The following is a 16,556-nucleotide window of genomic DNA, read 5'->3' as shown; positions in this document are numbered from 1 at the left end:
GTCACGTCTCGACGATGCCTTCGCTCGAGCCGCTGGCCGCCGAGTCGCGTCGGCCGTGCGGCAGAGCGAGATAAGCTTCCGAGCGCATCTCGATGAGCCGCGAAGCGGTGCGGTTGAACTCCATGGCCTCGTAGCCGCTTTCTCCCTTGTAGAGCGCGTCGGGCTCGGCGGCCGCCGAGGCGATCAACTTGACGGCATTGTCGTAAAGCGTGTCGATGAAAATGATGAAGCGTTTGGCGGCGTTGCGTTCATCGAAGCCCATCACCGGAATGCGGTCGACAATGACGGTGTGGAACTCGTGGGCGATGCGCAAATAATCCGCGGCGGCGAGCGGCTGCTCGCACAGGTCGTGAAAGAAGAACCGGGCCACGCCCATGGCGGCGCGCGGCACACGCAGCCGCCGTCCTCTGACCGCGAGCTCCTGCGGCACACCGCTGGAACTGCCGACGAGACGTCGCCACGCCTCGTCGAGCGCCGCGGTTGCATCGTCATCCGTCGGTGCGAACCAGACCTTCTGTCCGGCGAGCAGCTTCTCCAGCCGGAAGTCGGTGCGCGAATCGAGTCGAAGCACCTCCATGTGCTTCTCGATCATGGCGATGAACGGCACGAACAGCGAGCGGTTGAGCCCATCCTTGTAGAGATCCGACGGCGCGACGTTCGAGGTCGCGACGACGACGACGCCCAACTCGAACAGCCGGGAGAACAGCCGGCCGAGTATCATCGCGTCTGCAATGTCGGTGACGTGGAATTCGTCGAAGCAGAGCAGCCAGCTTTCCTCGGCGAGTTCGTTCGCGGTCAGCCGGATGGCGTCCTCGTCCTGGATCTCGCCGTTCTTGATTTTCTGGCGGTAGACCCGCACCCGGTCATGCACGTCAGCCATGAACTCATGGAAATGCGCGCGGCGCTTGCGCACCACCGGATTCGCTTCGAAGAACAAGTCCATCATCATGGTCTTGCCGCGGCCGACCGCGCCATAGACGTAGAGGCCCTTCACCGGCTCAGGCTGCTCGCGGCTGCCGAACAGCCAACCTGAGGGTCGCGAACGGCGTGCCGAGCGATGGGTCGCGACGCGCTGCTCGACGGCCTCCAACCGCGCCAGTAGCGCCTGCTGGGCTGGATCGCGCTCGATTTTCTTGAGGGCGACCAGGCCTTCGTAGAGTTCGCGGACAGACATCGTGGGATTCGGGAGCGGCGACGAGGAGTGGAGTGGGCCTCCGGCATAGGGCCTGCAACCATGTCCGGCAAGCAAGCTGGGCAGTCGGCCACTGGCCGACCTGCATGCCAGCCATGCAGATACATCGAATAAATTCAGTGACTTAGGCGATCCATCTGTCTATCCGGCAAGGCGCGTCATATTTACGCTGCAACGCAGCATCATAATGATTCGCGTTGGCCGGCCTCAGGGCCGGTTCGCCTAGGGAATGGGAAGTCCAAGCAGGGTTTTTCAGGCGGCCAAACGTTTGGCCAAGGTCAGGAGACCCAGATGCAAGATTCACTCGCCGGCAACGGCGTCATCCGCAAACTCTTCATCGGAGAAGCCCGGCTTTATCGGGACCACCTGCTGCGGCTCGATGCCGACAGCCGCCACAGCCGATTCGGCGGCGGAGTCTCGGACGAGTTCATCCGCAACTACGTCGGCACGACCTTCGGTCTCAGCGCCATCGTTCACGGCTTTTTCGTCGACGGCCTGCTCCGTGGCGCGGCCGAACTGCGGCCGCTGGGGCCGACCTTTGCACGCGAGGCCGAGGCCGCGTTGAGCATCGAACAGCCTTGGCAGAGCCACGGCGTGGGTTCCGCGCTGCTTGACCGCACCCTGCTCGCCGCTCGGAACCGCGGTATCAAAATGCTGCACATGGCCTGCCTTGCCAACAACCGCCGCATGCAGGAGCTGGCGCGGAAATTCGCTGCGGAACTCAGCTTCGATTTTGGTGGCGTGGTCGGCGAAGTCACGGCGCCGCGGCCGACTCCGCTGTCTGTGTTGCGGGAGGTGGTGGCCGACAATTGCGGCTTTGCCACCGCAATGCTCGATGTTCACTCAAGAATGCTGAAATTGCCTTCGCAGCAGGGAAGCCCTCGTTAACCTGTTGGCGTGGTTTGCCGCTTATCGTCCGTCCCAGCACGCGTACGGGAGGGCAGGCCGATGGTGGTCGTTCACGCAGCCGAAATTCGGGTCCTGGGCACCACCGCCATCGAGGATTATCACGCCCATCTGATGCGGCTCGATCGCGCAAGCCTCATCCCGGGCGACGATCGCGGCATCGATGCGCACTGCCTCGATCTTCTGGCTTCGGGCGCGATCCTGATCGGTGCTTATGTGAAGGGTGTCATGCGGGCGAGCGCTGAGATCGTGCCGGACCGCACGGCAAGGCGCGCTGAGGCTGCGATCACCATCGAAGACGGCTACTACGAGCGCGGCTTCGAGCGCGAACTGACCGACAAGATCATCGAAGAGGCGCGGCGCTATCATCTCACCGATGTGCGCGTGCAGGAGCCAACGGCGACGCGCAGCTACAAAATTCCGATGATGCAGCTGCACAGCTACGCGACGGCGTAACAACGCGCTACGCCGCCAGCGGATACGCCGCTTCGACCACATAAGGCCCGCCGCCGACCGAAGCGCGCGACGAGAACAGCACAAACCGCGACACCTTGAAGGCCGGCCATCGGAAGCCGCCGCGCGTCGATAGATATTCAGCAACGTCACGGCTCGTCGCATCGCGCAACCGCGCCAGCGTGATGTGCGGCGTATATTTGCGGCCTTCGGGCTCGAGACCGACGCGCTGCATCAGCCGCTCGTGTTCGGCTTGCAGCTCCATCACCGACTGTGTCTGTGCGGCTGTGACCACCACGGCGCGCGGCCTGCGGCCGCCGAACGACGACAGTCCATCGAGCTGGACTTCGAATTCGCGGCGGCGAACCTGACCGAGCGACCACGCCACCTCACCCGCGAGTTCGTCGTCGACGTCGCCGATGAAGCGCAAAGTCAGATGGTAATTTTCCCGATCGATCCAGCGCGCGCCGGGCAGGCCGCCGCGCAGCAGTGACAGCGATTCAGCCAGTTGGGTGGGGATTTCCAGACCTGTGAACAATCGCGGCATGATCGAACTCTCAACGCTACTGGAACACGATCGCCCCGCTTGCACAACGTCCCGCCGGGACGTCCACTCGCTTGGTATGTTGGGCGTCGCACCGACCGATGGAAGCCCCGTCAAGCGGGCGACTTGGCGCGCACGCGCGCGAGCAGCTCTTCCACCTTCGGCAGAATTCCCTGCACGATTTTCGCCACGCCTGCCGAGGTGGGATGCAAGCCGTCACTCTGATTGAGCTTGGCGTCACCGACGATGCCGTCGAGGAAAAACGGATAGAGCAGCAGGCCGTTCTGGCTCGCGAGGTCCGGATAGATCGAGTCGAACGCCTTGGTGTAGTCGGCGCCGAGATTGCGCGGCGCCAGCATTCCGCACAACAGAACCTCGATATTGCGCGCCTTGAGCCTGCGCACGATCTCGGTCAGCGCGTCGCGCGTCACTTTCGGATCGATGGCGCGCAGCATGTCGTTTGCGCCGAGCTCAAGGATCACCGCGTCGGTGCCGTCCGGCACCGACCAATCGAGCCGCGCCAGCCCGCCGGTGCTGGTATCGCCCGATACGCCCGCATTGGCGACGTCGACCGCGACGCCTTTGGCCTTCAGCGCCTTCTCGAGGTGGACCGGAAACGCATCCTGGGCCGGAAGCTGATAGCCGGCGGACAGCGAATCGCCGAACGCCACGATCTTGATGGTCCGCTCTCCAGCGTCCGCCATGCCGGTCCCCATCAGGGCCAAAAAGCCCAGCAACAAAGCGGCCAAACGACGCTGGACGTTGGGGGCATGCTTCCCATATGACCGAATCGAACGTAAGGACTGGAAGCTGGCCCGGAGCCTCATGAACGACTCCTCGAATGCGGCGATGCCCGCGTCTAGCCCTGCCATTTCGCTCTCCGGCGTTAATCTTGCGCTCGGCCGCGATGCGGCCCGTGTCCATATTCTCAAAGACATCAATCTTCATATAGGCCGCGGTGAGGCAATCGGCCTGGTCGGGCCGTCAGGCTCGGGCAAGACGACGCTGCTGATGGTGCTGGCTGGCCTGGAGCGGGCCGACAGCGGGCAGATCATGGTGGCGGGCTCCGACCTGCGAAAACTCGACGAGGACGCGCTGGCGCGCTTCCGAGGCCGCAATGTCGGCATCGTGTTTCAATCCTTCCACCTCATTCCGACCATGACGGCGCTGGAGAATGTCGCGGTGCCGCTCGAGCTCGCCGGCCACGGCGACGCGCAGACGCGCGCGCGCGACGAGCTGGCCAAGGTCGGTCTTGCCGAACGCCTGCACCACTATCCGGCGCAGCTTTCCGGCGGCGAGCAGCAGCGGGTCGCACTGGCGCGCGCGCTCGCGCCCGATCCTGCGATTCTGGTCGCTGACGAGCCCACCGGCAACCTCGATGAGGCCACCGGCAAGCAGATCATCCAGCTTCTGTTCGCCGGCCATGTTGAACGCGGCACCACGCTCATTCTCGTGACGCATGACAACGCTCTGGCCCAGCGTTGCGACCGCGTCGTCCGATTGCGTTCGGGCCGGATCGAAAATTCACCCGTCGCCGCAACCACAGGATAGCCCTATATGGCCGCCACGGACATCGTCGTTCCGTTTGCGAACCGCGTTCCGCTCTGGCTCAAACTCGTTTTCACCGCCTTCATGTTCGTTCTGGTGCCGGTCTATTGGTACTATTACGGCCCGACCAACTTCCTCTACTTCTGCGACATCTCGCTGTTCCTGACGCTCGCCGGCCTCTGGCTGGAAAGCCCGCTGCTGATCTCGATGTGCGCGGTCGGGCTTCTTGCGCCGCAGACTCTCTGGGTCGTCGATTTCGTGCTGAACTTCTTCGGCGTCTCGCTGGTCGGCATGACGGCCTACATGTTCAATCACGACAGCTCGCTGTTCCTGCGCGGGCTGTCGCTGTTTCACGGCTGGCTGCCGTTGCTGCTGGTCTATCTGGTCTGGGCGTTCGGTTATGACCGCCGCGGCTTTCCGGCCTGGACCGTGCTGGCCTGGGTGCTGATGCTGGTCTGCTTCTTCCTGATGCCGCCGCCCGATCCGAATGCGGGGCTCAAGCCGGTCAACATCAACTATGTCTACGGTCCGAGCGACGCCGTGGCGCAAACCTTCGTGCATCCCTACGTCTGGCTCGCCGGCATGATGATCGGCCTGCCTCTCATTCTGTTCCTTCCAGTCCACCTCGTTCTGTCGCGTTACGCACCGAAAGCCTGATGAGCCAAAAGGCCTCATGACCCTAGCCTCGCCGACCATCTCGACGCCGTTCAGCCCACTGCGCTTTGCGCTTCGCGAATTGCGCGGCGGGCTGCACGGCTTTCGCATCTTCGTCGCCTGCATCGCGCTCGGCGTGATGGCGATCGCAGGCGTCGGGTCGTTCTCGAAGAGCCTCAGCGACGGCATCGATCGCCAGGGCCAGGTGATCCTGGGCGGCGATCTGTCGTTCATCCTGATCCATCGCGAGGTCAACGACGCCGAGCGGCGCTTCCTTCAAAGCCATGGGCAGGTCTCGGCCAACGCCACCATGCGGGCGATGGCAACGGCCGGCGGACAACGCGCGCTCGTCGAACTGAAGGCGGTCGACGCCTTCTATCCGCTGTACGGCAAGATTGCGCTCGAACCCGACATGCCGCTCGAGCGCGCGATGGCACAGCACGACGGCGTGTTCGGCGCGGCCGTCGATCCCACACTTCTGACCCGGCTCAATCTCGAGCGCGGCGCACAGCTGACGATCGGCAACGCCATTATAGAAGTCACCGCGGTGATCCAGAGCGAGCCGGACAAGCTCGCGAGCGGCATAGGCTTCGGCCCGCGCATCATTCTCAGCCAGGATGCGCTTCGCGCCACCGGGCTCTTGGTGCCCGGCAGCCTGGTGCGTTGGAATTACCGCTTGAGAATGTCCGACCCGAGCGACCGCGCCGTGAAGGCCGTCACCGCCGCGGCAGGCCGCGAGCTTCCCGATGCCGGCTGGCAGATCCGCAACCGGAACAACGCGTCGCCGGCGCTCGAACGCAATGTCGAACGCTTCACGCAGTTCCTGACGCTGGTCGGCCTCACTGCGCTGCTCGTCGGCGGCGTCGGCGTCGCCAACGCCGTGAAGAGCCATATCGACCGAAAGCGCGACACCATCGCGACGCTCAAAGCCATGGGCGCAACCGGCGGCCGGGTGTTTTCGATTTATCTCTCGCAAGTGCTGGTGCTGTCGGCGGCCGGCGCGGTGATCGGGCTGGTGCTCGGCGCGGCATTGCCGTTCGCCATCGCCGCCGCCTTCGGCGCAATCATTCCGCTGCCGATCGCGCCGGCCTTGCAGCCGGACGAACTGGCGCTGGCCTTCGGTTATGGCCTGCTCACGGCGCTCGCCTTCGCGCTGTGGCCGCTTGGCCGTGCTCACGACGTACCGGTCTCGGCGCTGTTTCGCGACGCGGTCGCGCTGGACGGCCGCTGGCCGCGGCGGCGCTATATTTTCGCAACGCTGCTGGTGATCGCAGCGCTGGTCGCAGTGGCGACGTTCCTGGCTTTCGATCGCAAGATCGCGCTGATTTTCGTCGGCGCGTCGGCGGCGGTGTTCGTCACGCTGCAGGCTGTGGCTTTGCTCTTGATGGCGATCGCGCGACGGCTGCCGCGCGTCAACTCGACGGCGCTGCGGCTTGCCATCGCCAACATGCACCGGCCGGGCGCGCTCACGCCGACCGTGGTGCTGTCGCTCGGGCTTGGGCTGGCGCTGCTCGTCACCGTGATCGAGATCGACGGCAATCTGCGCCGGCAGATCGAGGGGGCATTGCCCGACAAGGTGCCGTCCTTCTACTTCCTCGATATTCAATCGGCCGAATCCCAACGCTTCGACGCGTTCATCCACCAGCAGGCGCCCACGGCCACGCTGGAGCGCGTGCCAATGCTGCGCGGCCGCATCATGTCGGCTGCGGGCATCAAAGCCGATGACCTCAAGGCCAAGCCGGATGCCGAATGGGTGCTGCAAAGCGACCGCGGCATCACCTTTGCAACCGACGTGCCGCGCGGCTCGACCGTGGTCGAGGGGACGTGGTGGCCGGCCGACTACAAAGGCCCGCCGCTGGTCTCGATGGAAAAGCGCATCGCCGAAGGTCTCAAGCTGAAGATCGGCGATCCGATCACCGTCAACGTGCTCGGCCGCAACATCACGGCGGAGATCGCCAACCTCCGCACGGTGCATTGGGAGAATCTCGGCATCAACTTCGTGCTGGTGTTCCCGCCCAGCGCCTTTGCCGGCGCGCCGCACACCGACATTGCCACGCTGAGCTATCCGGGCGGCAGCACGACCGCGCAAGAAACAACTCTGCTCAAGGCTGTGGGCGAGACATTTCCCGCGGTGACCACGGTGCGCGTCAAGGACGCCATCGAGGCGGTGGGGAACATCGTCAGCAATCTCATTCTCGCGATTCGCGGGGCGAGCCTCGTGGCGTTGCTCTCCGCGGTGCTGGTGCTCGGCGGCGCGCTCGACGCCGGCCACCGCGACCGAATCTACGACGCGGTGGTGTTGAAGACGCTCGGCGCGACGCGCGGCAAGCTCATCGGCGCCTATGCGCTGGAATACCTGCTGCTCGGCGCAGTCACTGCATTCTTCGGGGTCGGCGCCGGTTCGATCGCAGCTTGGGTCGTCGTCACAAAAGTGATGAACCTGAATTTCACCTGGCTGCCTGGGCCTGCAGCGGGTGCGGCATTTGGCGCACTCGTTGTCACCGTGGCGTTGGGGCTCGCCGGCACGTTCAGCGCGCTCGGTCATAAGCCCGCGACGGTGCTCAGGAATTTGTGACGCACTGCTGTTGCATTGCGTCAAAGCGTCGCGTAATCGGCAAATTATTTCAATACCTTACGCCGCACGACCGGTTGCGACGCGGTGTGTTATACCTACCTGCAAGTCGGTCGCGCGCAACGGTCTGCATCCGAAAGTTCTGCGCCGATGCGCGCGATCACCTGAGGCAAACGTTCGACAACATGGGGGTTTCGACGATGTCGGACTACGACCGTAATGTTGCTACCGCGCCGTTCGGGCGGACGATGGGCCAAGCCGGCTCCGTCGCCGTCGACGAAGGGCTGCGGGCCTACATGCTGCGCATCTACAACTACATGGCGCTCGGCTTGGCCATCACCGGCTTGGCTGCGCTTGGCATCTACATGATCTCAGTGACCGGCGAGATGTCGGCGGCCGCGAAGGTCATCCGCGCCGGCGCGGAAGTGCCTGCCCGAATCGGCAACAACGTGTTCCTGACGCCGATCGGGTTCTTCCTGTTTGGCACGTACATGAAATGGGTGGTCATGTTCGCGCCACTGGCGGTGGTGTTCCTGCTCGGCTTCGGCATCGAGCGGATGCGGCCGGCCACCGCACAGATCGTGTTCTGGATCTACGCGGCGCTGGTTGGCGTTTCGCTCGCCACCGTATTCATGGTGTTCACCCAGACCTCGATCGTGCGGGTGTTCTTCATCACCGCGGCTTCGTTCGGCGCGCTGACCCTCTACGGCTACACCACGCAGCGCGACCTGACGGCGATGGGTTCGTTCCTGATGATGGGCCTGTTCGGCATCATCCTGGCGGGCCTGGTGAACCTGTTCACGCAGAGCCAGATGCTGCAGACCGTGATCTCGATCATCGGCGTGCTGGTGTTTGCAGGCCTCACCGCCTGGGACACCCAGCGGCTGAAGGCCGAATACCTCTACGGCGCCATGGACGGCGACACCCAGGAGCGCTCGGCGATCATCGGCGCGCTGTCGCTTTACCTTAACTTCATCAACCTGTTCACGCTGCTGCTGCAGTTGCTCGGCCAGCGCGAGGAGTAAGCCGAAATCGCGGCAAAACGCCGCCAAGGCGAAAGGCCCCGGTATCACGCCGGGGCCTTTTTTACGGGCTAAACAATCCGTAACCACGACTGCAGCGATCTGGCGGAAAAGGCTCCGGTCCACTAGATTCTGCACCGAGACGGCCTGCCGGCGTTCCGGCAGGCCATGAGAGACCCGGCTCGGTCCGGGACACCGAAGGGAACTTCAATGTCGGACTCCAGATGGAACACGGCGCCCCGCGGCTACGTCGGCCAGACCGCCGCGGTGGACGCAGGCCTGCGCGCCTACATGATCCGCGTCTACAACTACATGGCTGCCGCCGTGGCGCTCACCGGTGTGGTGGCCTATGCGACGTTCAACGCCGCGGTCAGCACGGACGCCGCCGGCAAGATCATCGGCCTGACGGCGTTCGGCCAGTCGATCTTCAGCGGCCCCGCCTTGATCGTACTTCTGCTCGCCACGCTGGGGCTGGTGTTCTTCATCAGCTTCCGCATCCAGTCGATGCAATACACGACGGCGCTGGGGCTGTTCATGCTCTATGCCGCCCTGATCGGCGTCACCACGTCGTCGATCTTCCTGGTCTACACCGGCGCGTCGATCACACGGGTGTTCTTCGTCTCAGCCGCCTCGTTCGGCGCGCTGAGCCTCTACGGCTACACCACCCAGCGCGATCTTTCGCCGATGGGCTCGTTCCTGATGATGGGCCTGTTCGGCATCATCATCGCGAGCCTGGTCAACATCTTCCTGCATTCGAGCGGATTGCAGTGGGTGATCTCGGTGATTGGCGTCGGCATCTTCGCGGGCCTCACCGCCTACGACACCCAGCGGATCAAGGAGATGTACAGCTCGATGGATGACGACGGCACGCTCGGCCGCAAGGCCGTGATGGGCGCGCTGTCGCTCTACCTCGACTTCATCAACCTGTTCATGATGCTGCTGCGCCTGGTGGGCGACCGCCGCTAAGCGACCAACAGGTCAACGCAATGCACGCCCCGGCCAATAGCCGGGGCGTTTTCTTTTCAGCTTTGCTACGATCGCGAAATGACCGACGTCACGATCCGCCCGGCGACGCCCGCCGACATCCCCTCGATCACCCGCATCTACGCCCACGCCGTGCAAAACGGCACCGCGACCTTCGAGCTCGAGCCGCCCGACGAAGCCGAGATGACGCGCCGCATGACGGCGCTACTGGACGGCGACTTTCCCTATCTCGCGGCCGAGATCGGCGGGTCGTTCGCGGGCTATGCCTATGCGGGCCTTTATCGTCCGCGGCCGGCTTATCGCTTCACCGTTGAGGATTCGATCTATATCGATCCCACCGCGCGGCGCCGCGGCGTAGGCCGCGCGCTGCTCAAGCGGCTGATCGAGGAATGCGAACGGACGGGCTTTCGCCAGATGATCGCGGTGATCGGCGATTCGGCGCAGACCCCCTCGATCGAGGTGCATCGCGCACTCGGCTTCCGGCACGTGGGAAATGTCGAAAACGTCGGCTTCAAGTTCGGCCGCTGGCTCGACACCGTGCTGATGCAGCGCGACCTCGGCCCCGGCGCGACGACCAAGCCGTGAGCATCAATGTCATTCCGGAGCGCTCGCGCACCCGCGCGTTCACGCGCGTCTTCGACGCGCTATGGAGCGAACCCGGAATGACGGACGGTTACACCGCGACGAGGCTCGGACCTTTGTCGAGCACGCGCAGCACGCGATCGAGCTCCTGCCCGCGGCGCATGATCAAACCCGTCGCCGACACCACGCTGTAGGCGCCCTGCTTGCGCGCAAGCTTGGGATTTTTCTCGATGCGGTAGATCGGCACTTCCGCGGAGCGACGGAACACCGAAAACACGGCTCGGTCCTTGAGAAAATCAATCGCGTAATCGCGCCATTCGCCAGCTGCAACCATGCGGCCATAGAGGCCGAAGATACGGTCAAGTTCGCGCCGGTCGAAGGTCACCCGGCTCACGGGGGCCGCCGTCACGGAGGCGCCCCCGAAAATCTCGCTTGGATCGCTTTCGCCGGGGGTCATGCGGCGCCTCCTTGCTATCGTTTCAGCTTCATGATTGCGCCAGAACCCAATGACGGCAAGGGCTTATGCGACACGATATGTCGCTCGGCCGGCCTCACGGATTCGTTAGAGAAATCATATTGCTGCCCAATTTCGGTCAGGCCCCCGCCCTGCTGACAGTTAGAATGCCTATAGTTGCCTCAGGCCCGGTCTCGCGAGAGCACCGGATTCCTCAGCCCCCCAGCCCCCCGGGGCTTGAGCGGACCGGGCCAGTTGTTTCGTAAGGTTCAATCCCCCAACGCTTCAAGGCCGGCTTAACCGCCGGCCTTTTTTTGCGCCGTGCTTCGCGCCACGACGGGGATGCGTGAGATACCGGCTGGCGAAGCGGTGCCGTCGTCCGGACAGCTATGCTGCGAGGATCGCTTCAGCTTGCTGGAAAATTTTCAGCGAATCGCGAGCTGCGCCGCGCCCAGCATCACTTTCGGTGCGCTGGCGACGCCGCTCTGCACGAGCACGGCTGCGCTGTCGATGCTGCCGTTCTGAAAATCGGCCACCGGCACGCTGTAGGTCTCGGCCTTGCCGGTCCAGTCGCCGAGCTTGATCCAGCGACGGACCACGTTGTTGTAGGTGAATGTGTTGCCGGTGTTCTCACCGCGCGCGATGGTAACTGAAACGGCCTTGGTGATCGGACAGAGCCAGACTTCAGCCGGCCCCTTCTCGTTCTCGCTCGCTGCCACCATCACGTTGAGCTTATCGCCAGAGCGCTGCAGCGTTACCGGCAAGGCCAGCGCGCCCCGCGACTGCTCATGCACCTGCTTGATCGCGCGCTCGATTGCGCCCTTGTCGCTGCCGAGCGCGTGCTGTGCACCGTCGATCACCGCCTGCGGCGTGTAGACCTGACGGTCGCCGCGGGCCTTGGCGTAAGCGCGCTGCCGGTTGGAATGGCCGGACATCGCCAGCGTGTCCTTCCAGCCGAGGTAGTCCCAATAATCGACCGCAAGACTCAGCGCGATCACCGAGGGATCGCGGGCATATTCGGCAATGAGCTTGTCGGCGGGAGGACACGACGAGCAGCCTTGGCTGGTGAAGAGCTCGATAACCGCGCGCGGCTCAGCCGGGCGCTGCTCGCTTCGGAGCGACTGCGCCTGCACGGATGCGCTCCACATCACTGCGATGCAGACCAGCCCGATCGACGGCGCGATGTGACCACCCCTCACGGCGACCTCCTTGAGTACTCAGCCGGCCCGCCAACCTCTTCGTCAGTTGTCTTAGCGACGTAAAAGTTCACCCGCCACTCACTTCGAAGTGAGTGGCGGGTGATGGTGAATGCAGGATTTGGCTGGTCAAGCCGCAAGATGGCGGAGCACGTACTGCAGAATGCCGCCGTTCTTGAAGTATTCGAGCTCGTCGTAGGTGTCGATGCGGCAGATCAGCGGCACCCGGGTGAGCTTGCCGTCGGCGGCCACGATCTCGGCCATCAAACGCTGCCGCGGCTTGAGCTCGCCGTGCAGGCCACGGATCGTGACCTGTTCGTTGCCTTTGAGTCCCAACGTCTGCCACGAGGTGCCTTCCTCGAAGCACAGCGGCACGACGCCCATTCCGATCAGGTTCGAACGATGGATGCGCTCGAACGACTGGGTGATGACGGCGCGGACGCCGAGCAGCACGGTGCCCTTGGCGGCCCAGTCACGCGACGAGCCGGTGCCGTATTCCTTGTTGGCGAAAATCACGAGCGGCACGCCTTCGGCTTTGTACTTCATCGCCGCGTCGTACATCGTCATCTTCTGCTTCGACGGATAGTGGATGGTCACGCCGCCCTCGACGCCCGGCACCATCTGGTTCTTGATGCGGATGTTGGCGAAGGTGCCGCGCATCATCACCTGGTGATTGCCGCGCCGTGTGCCGTACTGGTTGAAGTCCTTCGGACGCACCTGATGGTCGCGCAGGTATTCGCCCGCGGGGCTCTCCTCTTTGATCGAGCCGGCCGGCGAGATGTGATCGGTCGTGATCGAGTCGAGGAACAGACCCATGATGCGCGCGTCGACGATGTCCTCGATCGGGCGCTGACGCTTATCCATGCCCTCGAAGTAGGGCGGGTTCTGCACGTAGGTCGAGTGATCGTCCCAGCTGTAGGTGAGACTGCCCTTGACCGGGATCTTGCCCCACGCGGTGTCGCCCTTGAACACATTGGCGTACTTCTTGGCGAACACCTGCTTGGTGATGCACTTCTTGATCACCGCATTGATCTCGCGGCTGGTCGGCCAGATGTCCTTGAGGAAGACCTTCTTGCCCTTCTTGTCGACGCCAAGCGGCTGCTTGGCGAGGTCGAGATACATCGTGCCGGCGATGGCGTAGGCGACCACGAGCGGCGGCGACGCCAGATAGTTGGCGCGCACGTCGGCGTTGACGCGGCCTTCGAAGTTGCGGTTGCCCGAGAGCACGGCCGCAGCGACGAGATCGTTCTTGTTGATCGCCTCGGAGATCTCCTCCGGCAACGGGCCGGAGTTGCCGATGCACGTGGTGCAGCCGAAGCCGACCAGGTTGAAGCCTAGCTCATCGAGCTCCTTCTGCAAGCCGGATTTGTCGTAGTAATCCGCGACGACCTGCGAGCCCGGCGCGAGCGAGGTCTTCACCCACGGTTTCACCTTGAGGCCCTTGGCGTTGGCCTTCTTGGCAACCAGACCCGCCGCGACCATCACGCTCGGATTCGAGGTGTTGGTGCAGGACGTGATCGCCGCGATCACCACGTCGCCGTGGCCGAGCGTGAAGTCCTTGCCTTCCACCGGCACGCGTTTGGCGCCGCCGGCCTTGACGAAGTCCTTATCAAGGTTGGTGGCCAGCGACGGGTGGATGTCGAAGGTTTCCTTTTCGCTGCCGGAGAGCTTGTTGAACTCTTTGTCCATGGCGTTCATGAAGCTCGACTTCACTTCCTTCAGCGGCACGCGATCCTGCGGCCGCTTCGGACCCGCCATCGACGGCTCGATGCCGCCGAGCTCGAGCTTGAGCACGTCGGTGAAGATCGGGTCCGGCGTGTTCTTGGCGCGATACATGCCCTGCGCCTTGGCGTAGGCCGCGACCAGCTCGATCCGCGCCGCGGCGCGGTTGGTGTCGGTGAGATATTCGAGCGTATCGTCATCGATCGGGAAGAAGCCGCAGGTCGCGCCGTATTCCGGCGCCATGTTGCCGAGTGTAGCGCGGTCCGCGATCGTGAGACCGGCGAGACCCGGGCCGAAGAACTCGACGAACTTGCCGACCACGCCGCGCTTGCGCAGCATCTGGGTGACGGTGAGCACCAGATCGGTCGCCGTCATGCCTTCCTTGAGCTTGCCGGTGAGCTTGACGCCGATCACCTCGGGCAGAACCATCGAGTAGGGCTGGCCGAGCATCGCGGCCTCGGCCTCGATGCCGCCGACGCCCCAGCCGAGCACCGAGAGACCGTTCACCATCGTGGTGTGCGAATCGGTGCCGACCACAGTGTCCGGATAGGCGACATCCATGGTCTGCTCTTTGCCGTCGACCTTCACCTTGTCGGGCGAGACCCAAACGGTCTGCGACAGATATTCGAGATTGACCTGGTGGCAGATGCCGGTGCCTGGCGGCACGACCTGGAAATTGGAGAACGAGCGCGCAGCCCACTTCAGGAATTTGTAGCGCTCCTGGTTCTGCTTGTACTCTTCCTCGACGTTCTTCTTGAACGAGTCCTTGTGGCCGAAGAAGTTCACCGCGACCGAGTGATCGATGACGAGATCGACCGGCACCAGCGGATTGATCTTCTTGGGATCGCCGCCGAGCGATTCCATCGCATCCCGCATGGCTGCGAGATCGACCACCGCGGGCACGCCGGTGAAGTCCTGCATCAACACGCGCGCCGGGCGAAACGCCACGTCGCGGTCGGAGGTCTTGTTCTTCAGCCAGTTCGCGAAGGCGAGGATGTCGTCTTTGGTGACGGTTTTGCCGTCCTCAAAGCGCAGCATGTTTTCGAGAAGCACCTTCAGCGAGAAGGGCAAACGTGAAATGCCCTTGAGGCCGTTTTTCTCGGCCGCGGGCAGGCTGTAATACGCGTAGGTCTTGCTGCCGACCTTCAGGGTCTTGCAACATTTAAAGCTGTCGAGCGAGGTCATGACGGCGGGTTCCATCCCAAGACACAGAGGCGATCCACCAATCCTAGCTAAATAATTGCCAGAATTGGCCTTTTTCCTCCGGGCCGGCAAAACGGGCGGGGGGTTCCAGCGCCGCGCGGCCAATTCGGGCTTATAAGGGCTTTTTTGGAGCCATGCTAGACAACAAGAATGTAAGGGTGAGGGCTAAATTGCATAAATGCTCGGCGACTGGCCCGCGATGCGGGCCACGTGGAACCCGCCTCCATGCGGCTTGAGGGCGGCGGCCTCGCCTGCATCCGGGGCGGACGCGAGGTGTTCACGGGGCTCGATTTTGCTGTCGAGGGCGGCGAGGCATTGCTGCTGACCGGGCGCAACGGCGCGGGCAAATCCACGCTGCTCCGTGTGATCGCCGGACTGGTGCGGCTGACCGGCGGGCAGCTTGCCCTGACAGGCGGAGAGCCCGAGAGCACCATCGGCGAGCAAGCGCATTACCTGGGGCATCTCGATGCGCTGAAACCGTCGTTGACCGTCGGCGAGAACCTGCGGTTCTGGACGCAGTATTTGGGTGGAACTGGCGCCGCCGAAGACGTGGCTCTGACCACCGTGGGGCTTGGGTCATTGGCCGACCTGCCAGCGGCCTATCTGTCCGCCGGACAGCGGCGGCGATTGTCGCTGGCGAGGCTGCTCGCTGCGAAACGTCCGATCTGGCTGCTCGACGAACCGACCTCGGCGCTCGACCGCGAGGCCCAGGACATGCTGGCCGGTCTGATGCGCGAGCATTTGGCGGGCGGCGGCATCATCGCCGCAGCGACCCACGGGCCGATCGGGCTGGAGCGAACGCGCGAATTGCGGCTTGGGAGCCCGGCATGAGCCCCCTCGCCGCGATTTTCCTGCGCGATATCCGCCTCGCCGTCCGAGTCGGCGGCGGCGGCGGCATCGGCGTGCTGTTCTTCCTGACCGTCGTTGTGCTGATGCCGTTCGCGATCGGACCCGATCTCGCGCTGCTGGCCCGCATCGGGCCCGCGATTCTCTGGCTTGGCGCCCTGCTGGCGAGCCTGCTCACCCTGGACCGGCTGTTCACCGCCGATCACGAGGACGGCTCGCTCGACCTGATTCTGATGAGCGGCACGCCGCTCGAGCTCACCATCGCCGCCAAGGCGTTTGCGCATTGGCTCACCACGGGGCTGCCGCTGGTGATCGTGGTGCCTTTGCTGGGCCTGTTCATGAATCTCGACGGACGGGCCAGCGCCGCCGTTTCGCTGACGCTGCTCGTGGGCACGCCGGCGCTGACCTTCATCGGCGTGATCGGCGCCTCGCTGTCGGTGGCGCTGCGCCGCGGCGGGCTTCTCCTGGCCGTGCTGGTGTTGCCGCTCACCATCCCGGTGCTGATCTTTGGCGTTTCGGCGTCGAACGCCGCAATCATCGGCCCGCTGCCCTTCGGAACCCCGTTCACGATCCTGTGCGCGCTCTCGCTCGTGAGCCTCGTGGTCGGCATATTTGCCGCCGCCGCGGCCTTGCGGCATGGGATGGAGTGACGCCACATTGCGCCCGACATATCGCCCT

At 64.0% G+C, this 16,556-nt stretch carries 16 protein-coding genes; 10 read left to right on the top strand and 6 right to left on the bottom strand.

All coding sequences use genetic code 11. The features are described 5' to 3' along the window. Position 1 precedes the first annotated feature (1 nt). Positions 2-1,174 carry a cell division protein ZapE gene (zapE, locus tag RHPLAN_RS02615; protein WP_068013573.1) on the bottom strand — a complete coding sequence of 391 codons (1,173 nt, stop codon included), beginning with the start codon at positions 1,172-1,174 and terminating at the stop codon, positions 2-4. A 309-nt stretch (positions 1,175-1,483) separates the two neighbouring features. On the opposite strand from zapE, the gene RHPLAN_RS02610 reads away from it, so the two are divergent. Together RHPLAN_RS02610 and RHPLAN_RS02605 are read left to right on the top strand one after the other, a co-directional pair. Then, positions 1,484-2,080: a GNAT family N-acetyltransferase gene (locus tag RHPLAN_RS02610; RefSeq protein ID WP_068013571.1), complete on the top strand. Its 597-nt coding sequence runs from the start codon at positions 1,484-1,486 to the stop codon at positions 2,078-2,080. A 60-nt stretch (positions 2,081-2,140) separates the two neighbouring features. Next, entirely contained in the window at positions 2,141-2,554 is a 414-nt protein-coding gene (locus RHPLAN_RS02605; RefSeq protein ID WP_068013569.1) for a hypothetical protein, read from the top strand. A 7-nt stretch (positions 2,555-2,561) separates the two neighbouring features. Here RHPLAN_RS02605 and thpR read toward each other — a convergent pair whose 3' ends face one another. Beyond that, the gene (thpR, locus tag RHPLAN_RS02600; RefSeq protein WP_068013568.1) at positions 2,562-3,098 is read right to left on the bottom strand and encodes an RNA 2',3'-cyclic phosphodiesterase; all 537 of its coding nucleotides are present in this window, start codon (positions 3,096-3,098) and stop codon (positions 2,562-2,564) included. Positions 3,099-3,208: 110 nt separating this feature from the next. Then, positions 3,209-3,799, bottom strand: a complete 591-nt coding sequence (locus tag RHPLAN_RS02595) for an arylesterase (protein WP_442971804.1) — start codon at positions 3,797-3,799, stop codon at positions 3,209-3,211. 121 nt (positions 3,800-3,920) lie between these two features. Here RHPLAN_RS02595 and RHPLAN_RS02590 point away from each other — a divergent pair, with 121 nt between their 5' ends. From RHPLAN_RS02590 to RHPLAN_RS02565, 6 genes are all read left to right on the top strand, one after another. Further along, positions 3,921-4,646, top strand: coding sequence for an ABC transporter ATP-binding protein (locus RHPLAN_RS02590; RefSeq protein WP_068013563.1), 726 nt, complete (start codon positions 3,921-3,923; stop codon positions 4,644-4,646). A 6-nt stretch (positions 4,647-4,652) separates the two neighbouring features. Beyond that, entirely contained in the window at positions 4,653-5,300 is a 648-nt protein-coding gene (locus tag RHPLAN_RS02585) for a hypothetical protein (protein WP_068013561.1), read from the top strand. A gap of 16 nt (positions 5,301-5,316) precedes the next feature. Then, the gene (locus tag RHPLAN_RS02580; RefSeq protein WP_068013559.1) at positions 5,317-7,872 is read left to right on the top strand and encodes an ABC transporter permease; all 2,556 of its coding nucleotides are present in this window, start codon (positions 5,317-5,319) and stop codon (positions 7,870-7,872) included. Between the two features lie 197 nt (positions 7,873-8,069). Continuing rightward, positions 8,070-8,894, top strand: coding sequence for a Bax inhibitor-1/YccA family protein (locus tag RHPLAN_RS02575; protein ID WP_068030449.1), 825 nt, complete (start codon positions 8,070-8,072; stop codon positions 8,892-8,894). A gap of 207 nt (positions 8,895-9,101) precedes the next feature. Continuing rightward, the gene (locus tag RHPLAN_RS02570; RefSeq protein WP_068013557.1) at positions 9,102-9,857 is read left to right on the top strand and encodes a Bax inhibitor-1/YccA family protein; all 756 of its coding nucleotides are present in this window, start codon (positions 9,102-9,104) and stop codon (positions 9,855-9,857) included. A 78-nt stretch (positions 9,858-9,935) separates the two neighbouring features. Next, a complete protein-coding gene (locus RHPLAN_RS02565) occupies positions 9,936-10,460 on the top strand; it encodes a GNAT family N-acetyltransferase (RefSeq protein WP_068013555.1) in 525 nt (174 codons plus the stop codon). A gap of 88 nt (positions 10,461-10,548) precedes the next feature. Here RHPLAN_RS02565 and RHPLAN_RS02560 read toward each other — a convergent pair whose 3' ends face one another. The 3 genes from RHPLAN_RS02560 to acnA all read right to left on the bottom strand — a co-directional run bounded on the left by RHPLAN_RS02560 (position 10,549) and on the right by acnA (position 15,014). Then, positions 10,549-10,914: a DUF2794 domain-containing protein gene (locus tag RHPLAN_RS02560; protein ID WP_068013553.1), complete on the bottom strand. Its 366-nt coding sequence runs from the start codon at positions 10,912-10,914 to the stop codon at positions 10,549-10,551. Between the two features lie 422 nt (positions 10,915-11,336). Continuing rightward, positions 11,337-12,110, bottom strand: coding sequence for a DUF1223 domain-containing protein (locus tag RHPLAN_RS02555; RefSeq protein ID WP_237180031.1), 774 nt, complete (start codon positions 12,108-12,110; stop codon positions 11,337-11,339). Between the two features lie 126 nt (positions 12,111-12,236). Then, entirely contained in the window at positions 12,237-15,014 is a 2,778-nt protein-coding gene (gene acnA, locus RHPLAN_RS02550) for an aconitate hydratase AcnA (RefSeq protein ID WP_068030445.1), read from the bottom strand. 243 nt (positions 15,015-15,257) lie between these two features. Between acnA and ccmA the strand changes: the two genes are divergently transcribed. Beyond that, complete coding sequence (ccmA, locus tag RHPLAN_RS02545; protein WP_068013549.1) at positions 15,258-15,863, top strand: heme ABC exporter ATP-binding protein CcmA; 606 nt, start codon at positions 15,258-15,260, stop codon at positions 15,861-15,863. Beyond that, a complete protein-coding gene (ccmB, locus tag RHPLAN_RS02540; protein ID WP_068013547.1) occupies positions 15,860-16,528 on the top strand; it encodes a heme exporter protein CcmB in 669 nt (222 codons plus the stop codon). The genes ccmA and ccmB overlap by 4 nt, the downstream gene beginning before the upstream one ends. Positions 16,529-16,556 lie beyond the last annotated feature (28 nt).

The organism is Rhodoplanes sp. Z2-YC6860, assembly GCF_001579845.1.
In the GTDB taxonomy this organism is placed as follows: domain Bacteria; phylum Pseudomonadota; class Alphaproteobacteria; order Rhizobiales; family Xanthobacteraceae; genus Z2-YC6860.
This window is presented reverse-complemented; position numbering and strand designations above follow the sequence as displayed.

What these genes read in the sequence shown, in the direction of transcription:
- RHPLAN_RS02580 (WP_068013559.1), top strand. Translation starts at nt 5,317, where the DNA reads ATGACCCTAGCCTCGCCGACCATCTCGACGCCGTTCAGCCCACTGCGC.
- RHPLAN_RS02595 (WP_442971804.1), bottom strand. Translation starts at nt 3,799, where the DNA reads ATGGCGGACGCTGGAGAGCGGACCATCAAGATCGTGGCGTTCGGCGAT.
- RHPLAN_RS02565 (WP_068013555.1), top strand. Translation starts at nt 9,936, where the DNA reads ATGACCGACGTCACGATCCGCCCGGCGACGCCCGCCGACATCCCCTCG.
- acnA (WP_068030445.1), bottom strand. Translation starts at nt 15,014, where the DNA reads ATGACCTCGCTCGACAGCTTTAAATGTTGCAAGACCCTGAAGGTCGGC.
- RHPLAN_RS02585 (WP_068013561.1), top strand. Translation starts at nt 4,653, where the DNA reads ATGGCCGCCACGGACATCGTCGTTCCGTTTGCGAACCGCGTTCCGCTC.
- RHPLAN_RS02560 (WP_068013553.1), bottom strand. Translation starts at nt 10,914, where the DNA reads ATGACCCCCGGCGAAAGCGATCCAAGCGAGATTTTCGGGGGCGCCTCC.
- RHPLAN_RS02570 (WP_068013557.1), top strand. Translation starts at nt 9,102, where the DNA reads ATGTCGGACTCCAGATGGAACACGGCGCCCCGCGGCTACGTCGGCCAG.
- RHPLAN_RS02590 (WP_068013563.1), top strand. Translation starts at nt 3,921, where the DNA reads ATGAACGACTCCTCGAATGCGGCGATGCCCGCGTCTAGCCCTGCCATT.
- thpR (WP_068013568.1), bottom strand. Translation starts at nt 3,098, where the DNA reads ATGCCGCGATTGTTCACAGGTCTGGAAATCCCCACCCAACTGGCTGAA.
- ccmB (WP_068013547.1), top strand. Translation starts at nt 15,860, where the DNA reads ATGAGCCCCCTCGCCGCGATTTTCCTGCGCGATATCCGCCTCGCCGTC.
- ccmA (WP_068013549.1), top strand. Translation starts at nt 15,258, where the DNA reads ATGCGGCTTGAGGGCGGCGGCCTCGCCTGCATCCGGGGCGGACGCGAG.
- zapE (WP_068013573.1), bottom strand. Translation starts at nt 1,174, where the DNA reads ATGTCTGTCCGCGAACTCTACGAAGGCCTGGTCGCCCTCAAGAAAATC.
- RHPLAN_RS02575 (WP_068030449.1), top strand. Translation starts at nt 8,070, where the DNA reads ATGTCGGACTACGACCGTAATGTTGCTACCGCGCCGTTCGGGCGGACG.
- RHPLAN_RS02605 (WP_068013569.1), top strand. Translation starts at nt 2,141, where the DNA reads ATGGTGGTCGTTCACGCAGCCGAAATTCGGGTCCTGGGCACCACCGCC.
- RHPLAN_RS02610 (WP_068013571.1), top strand. Translation starts at nt 1,484, where the DNA reads ATGCAAGATTCACTCGCCGGCAACGGCGTCATCCGCAAACTCTTCATC.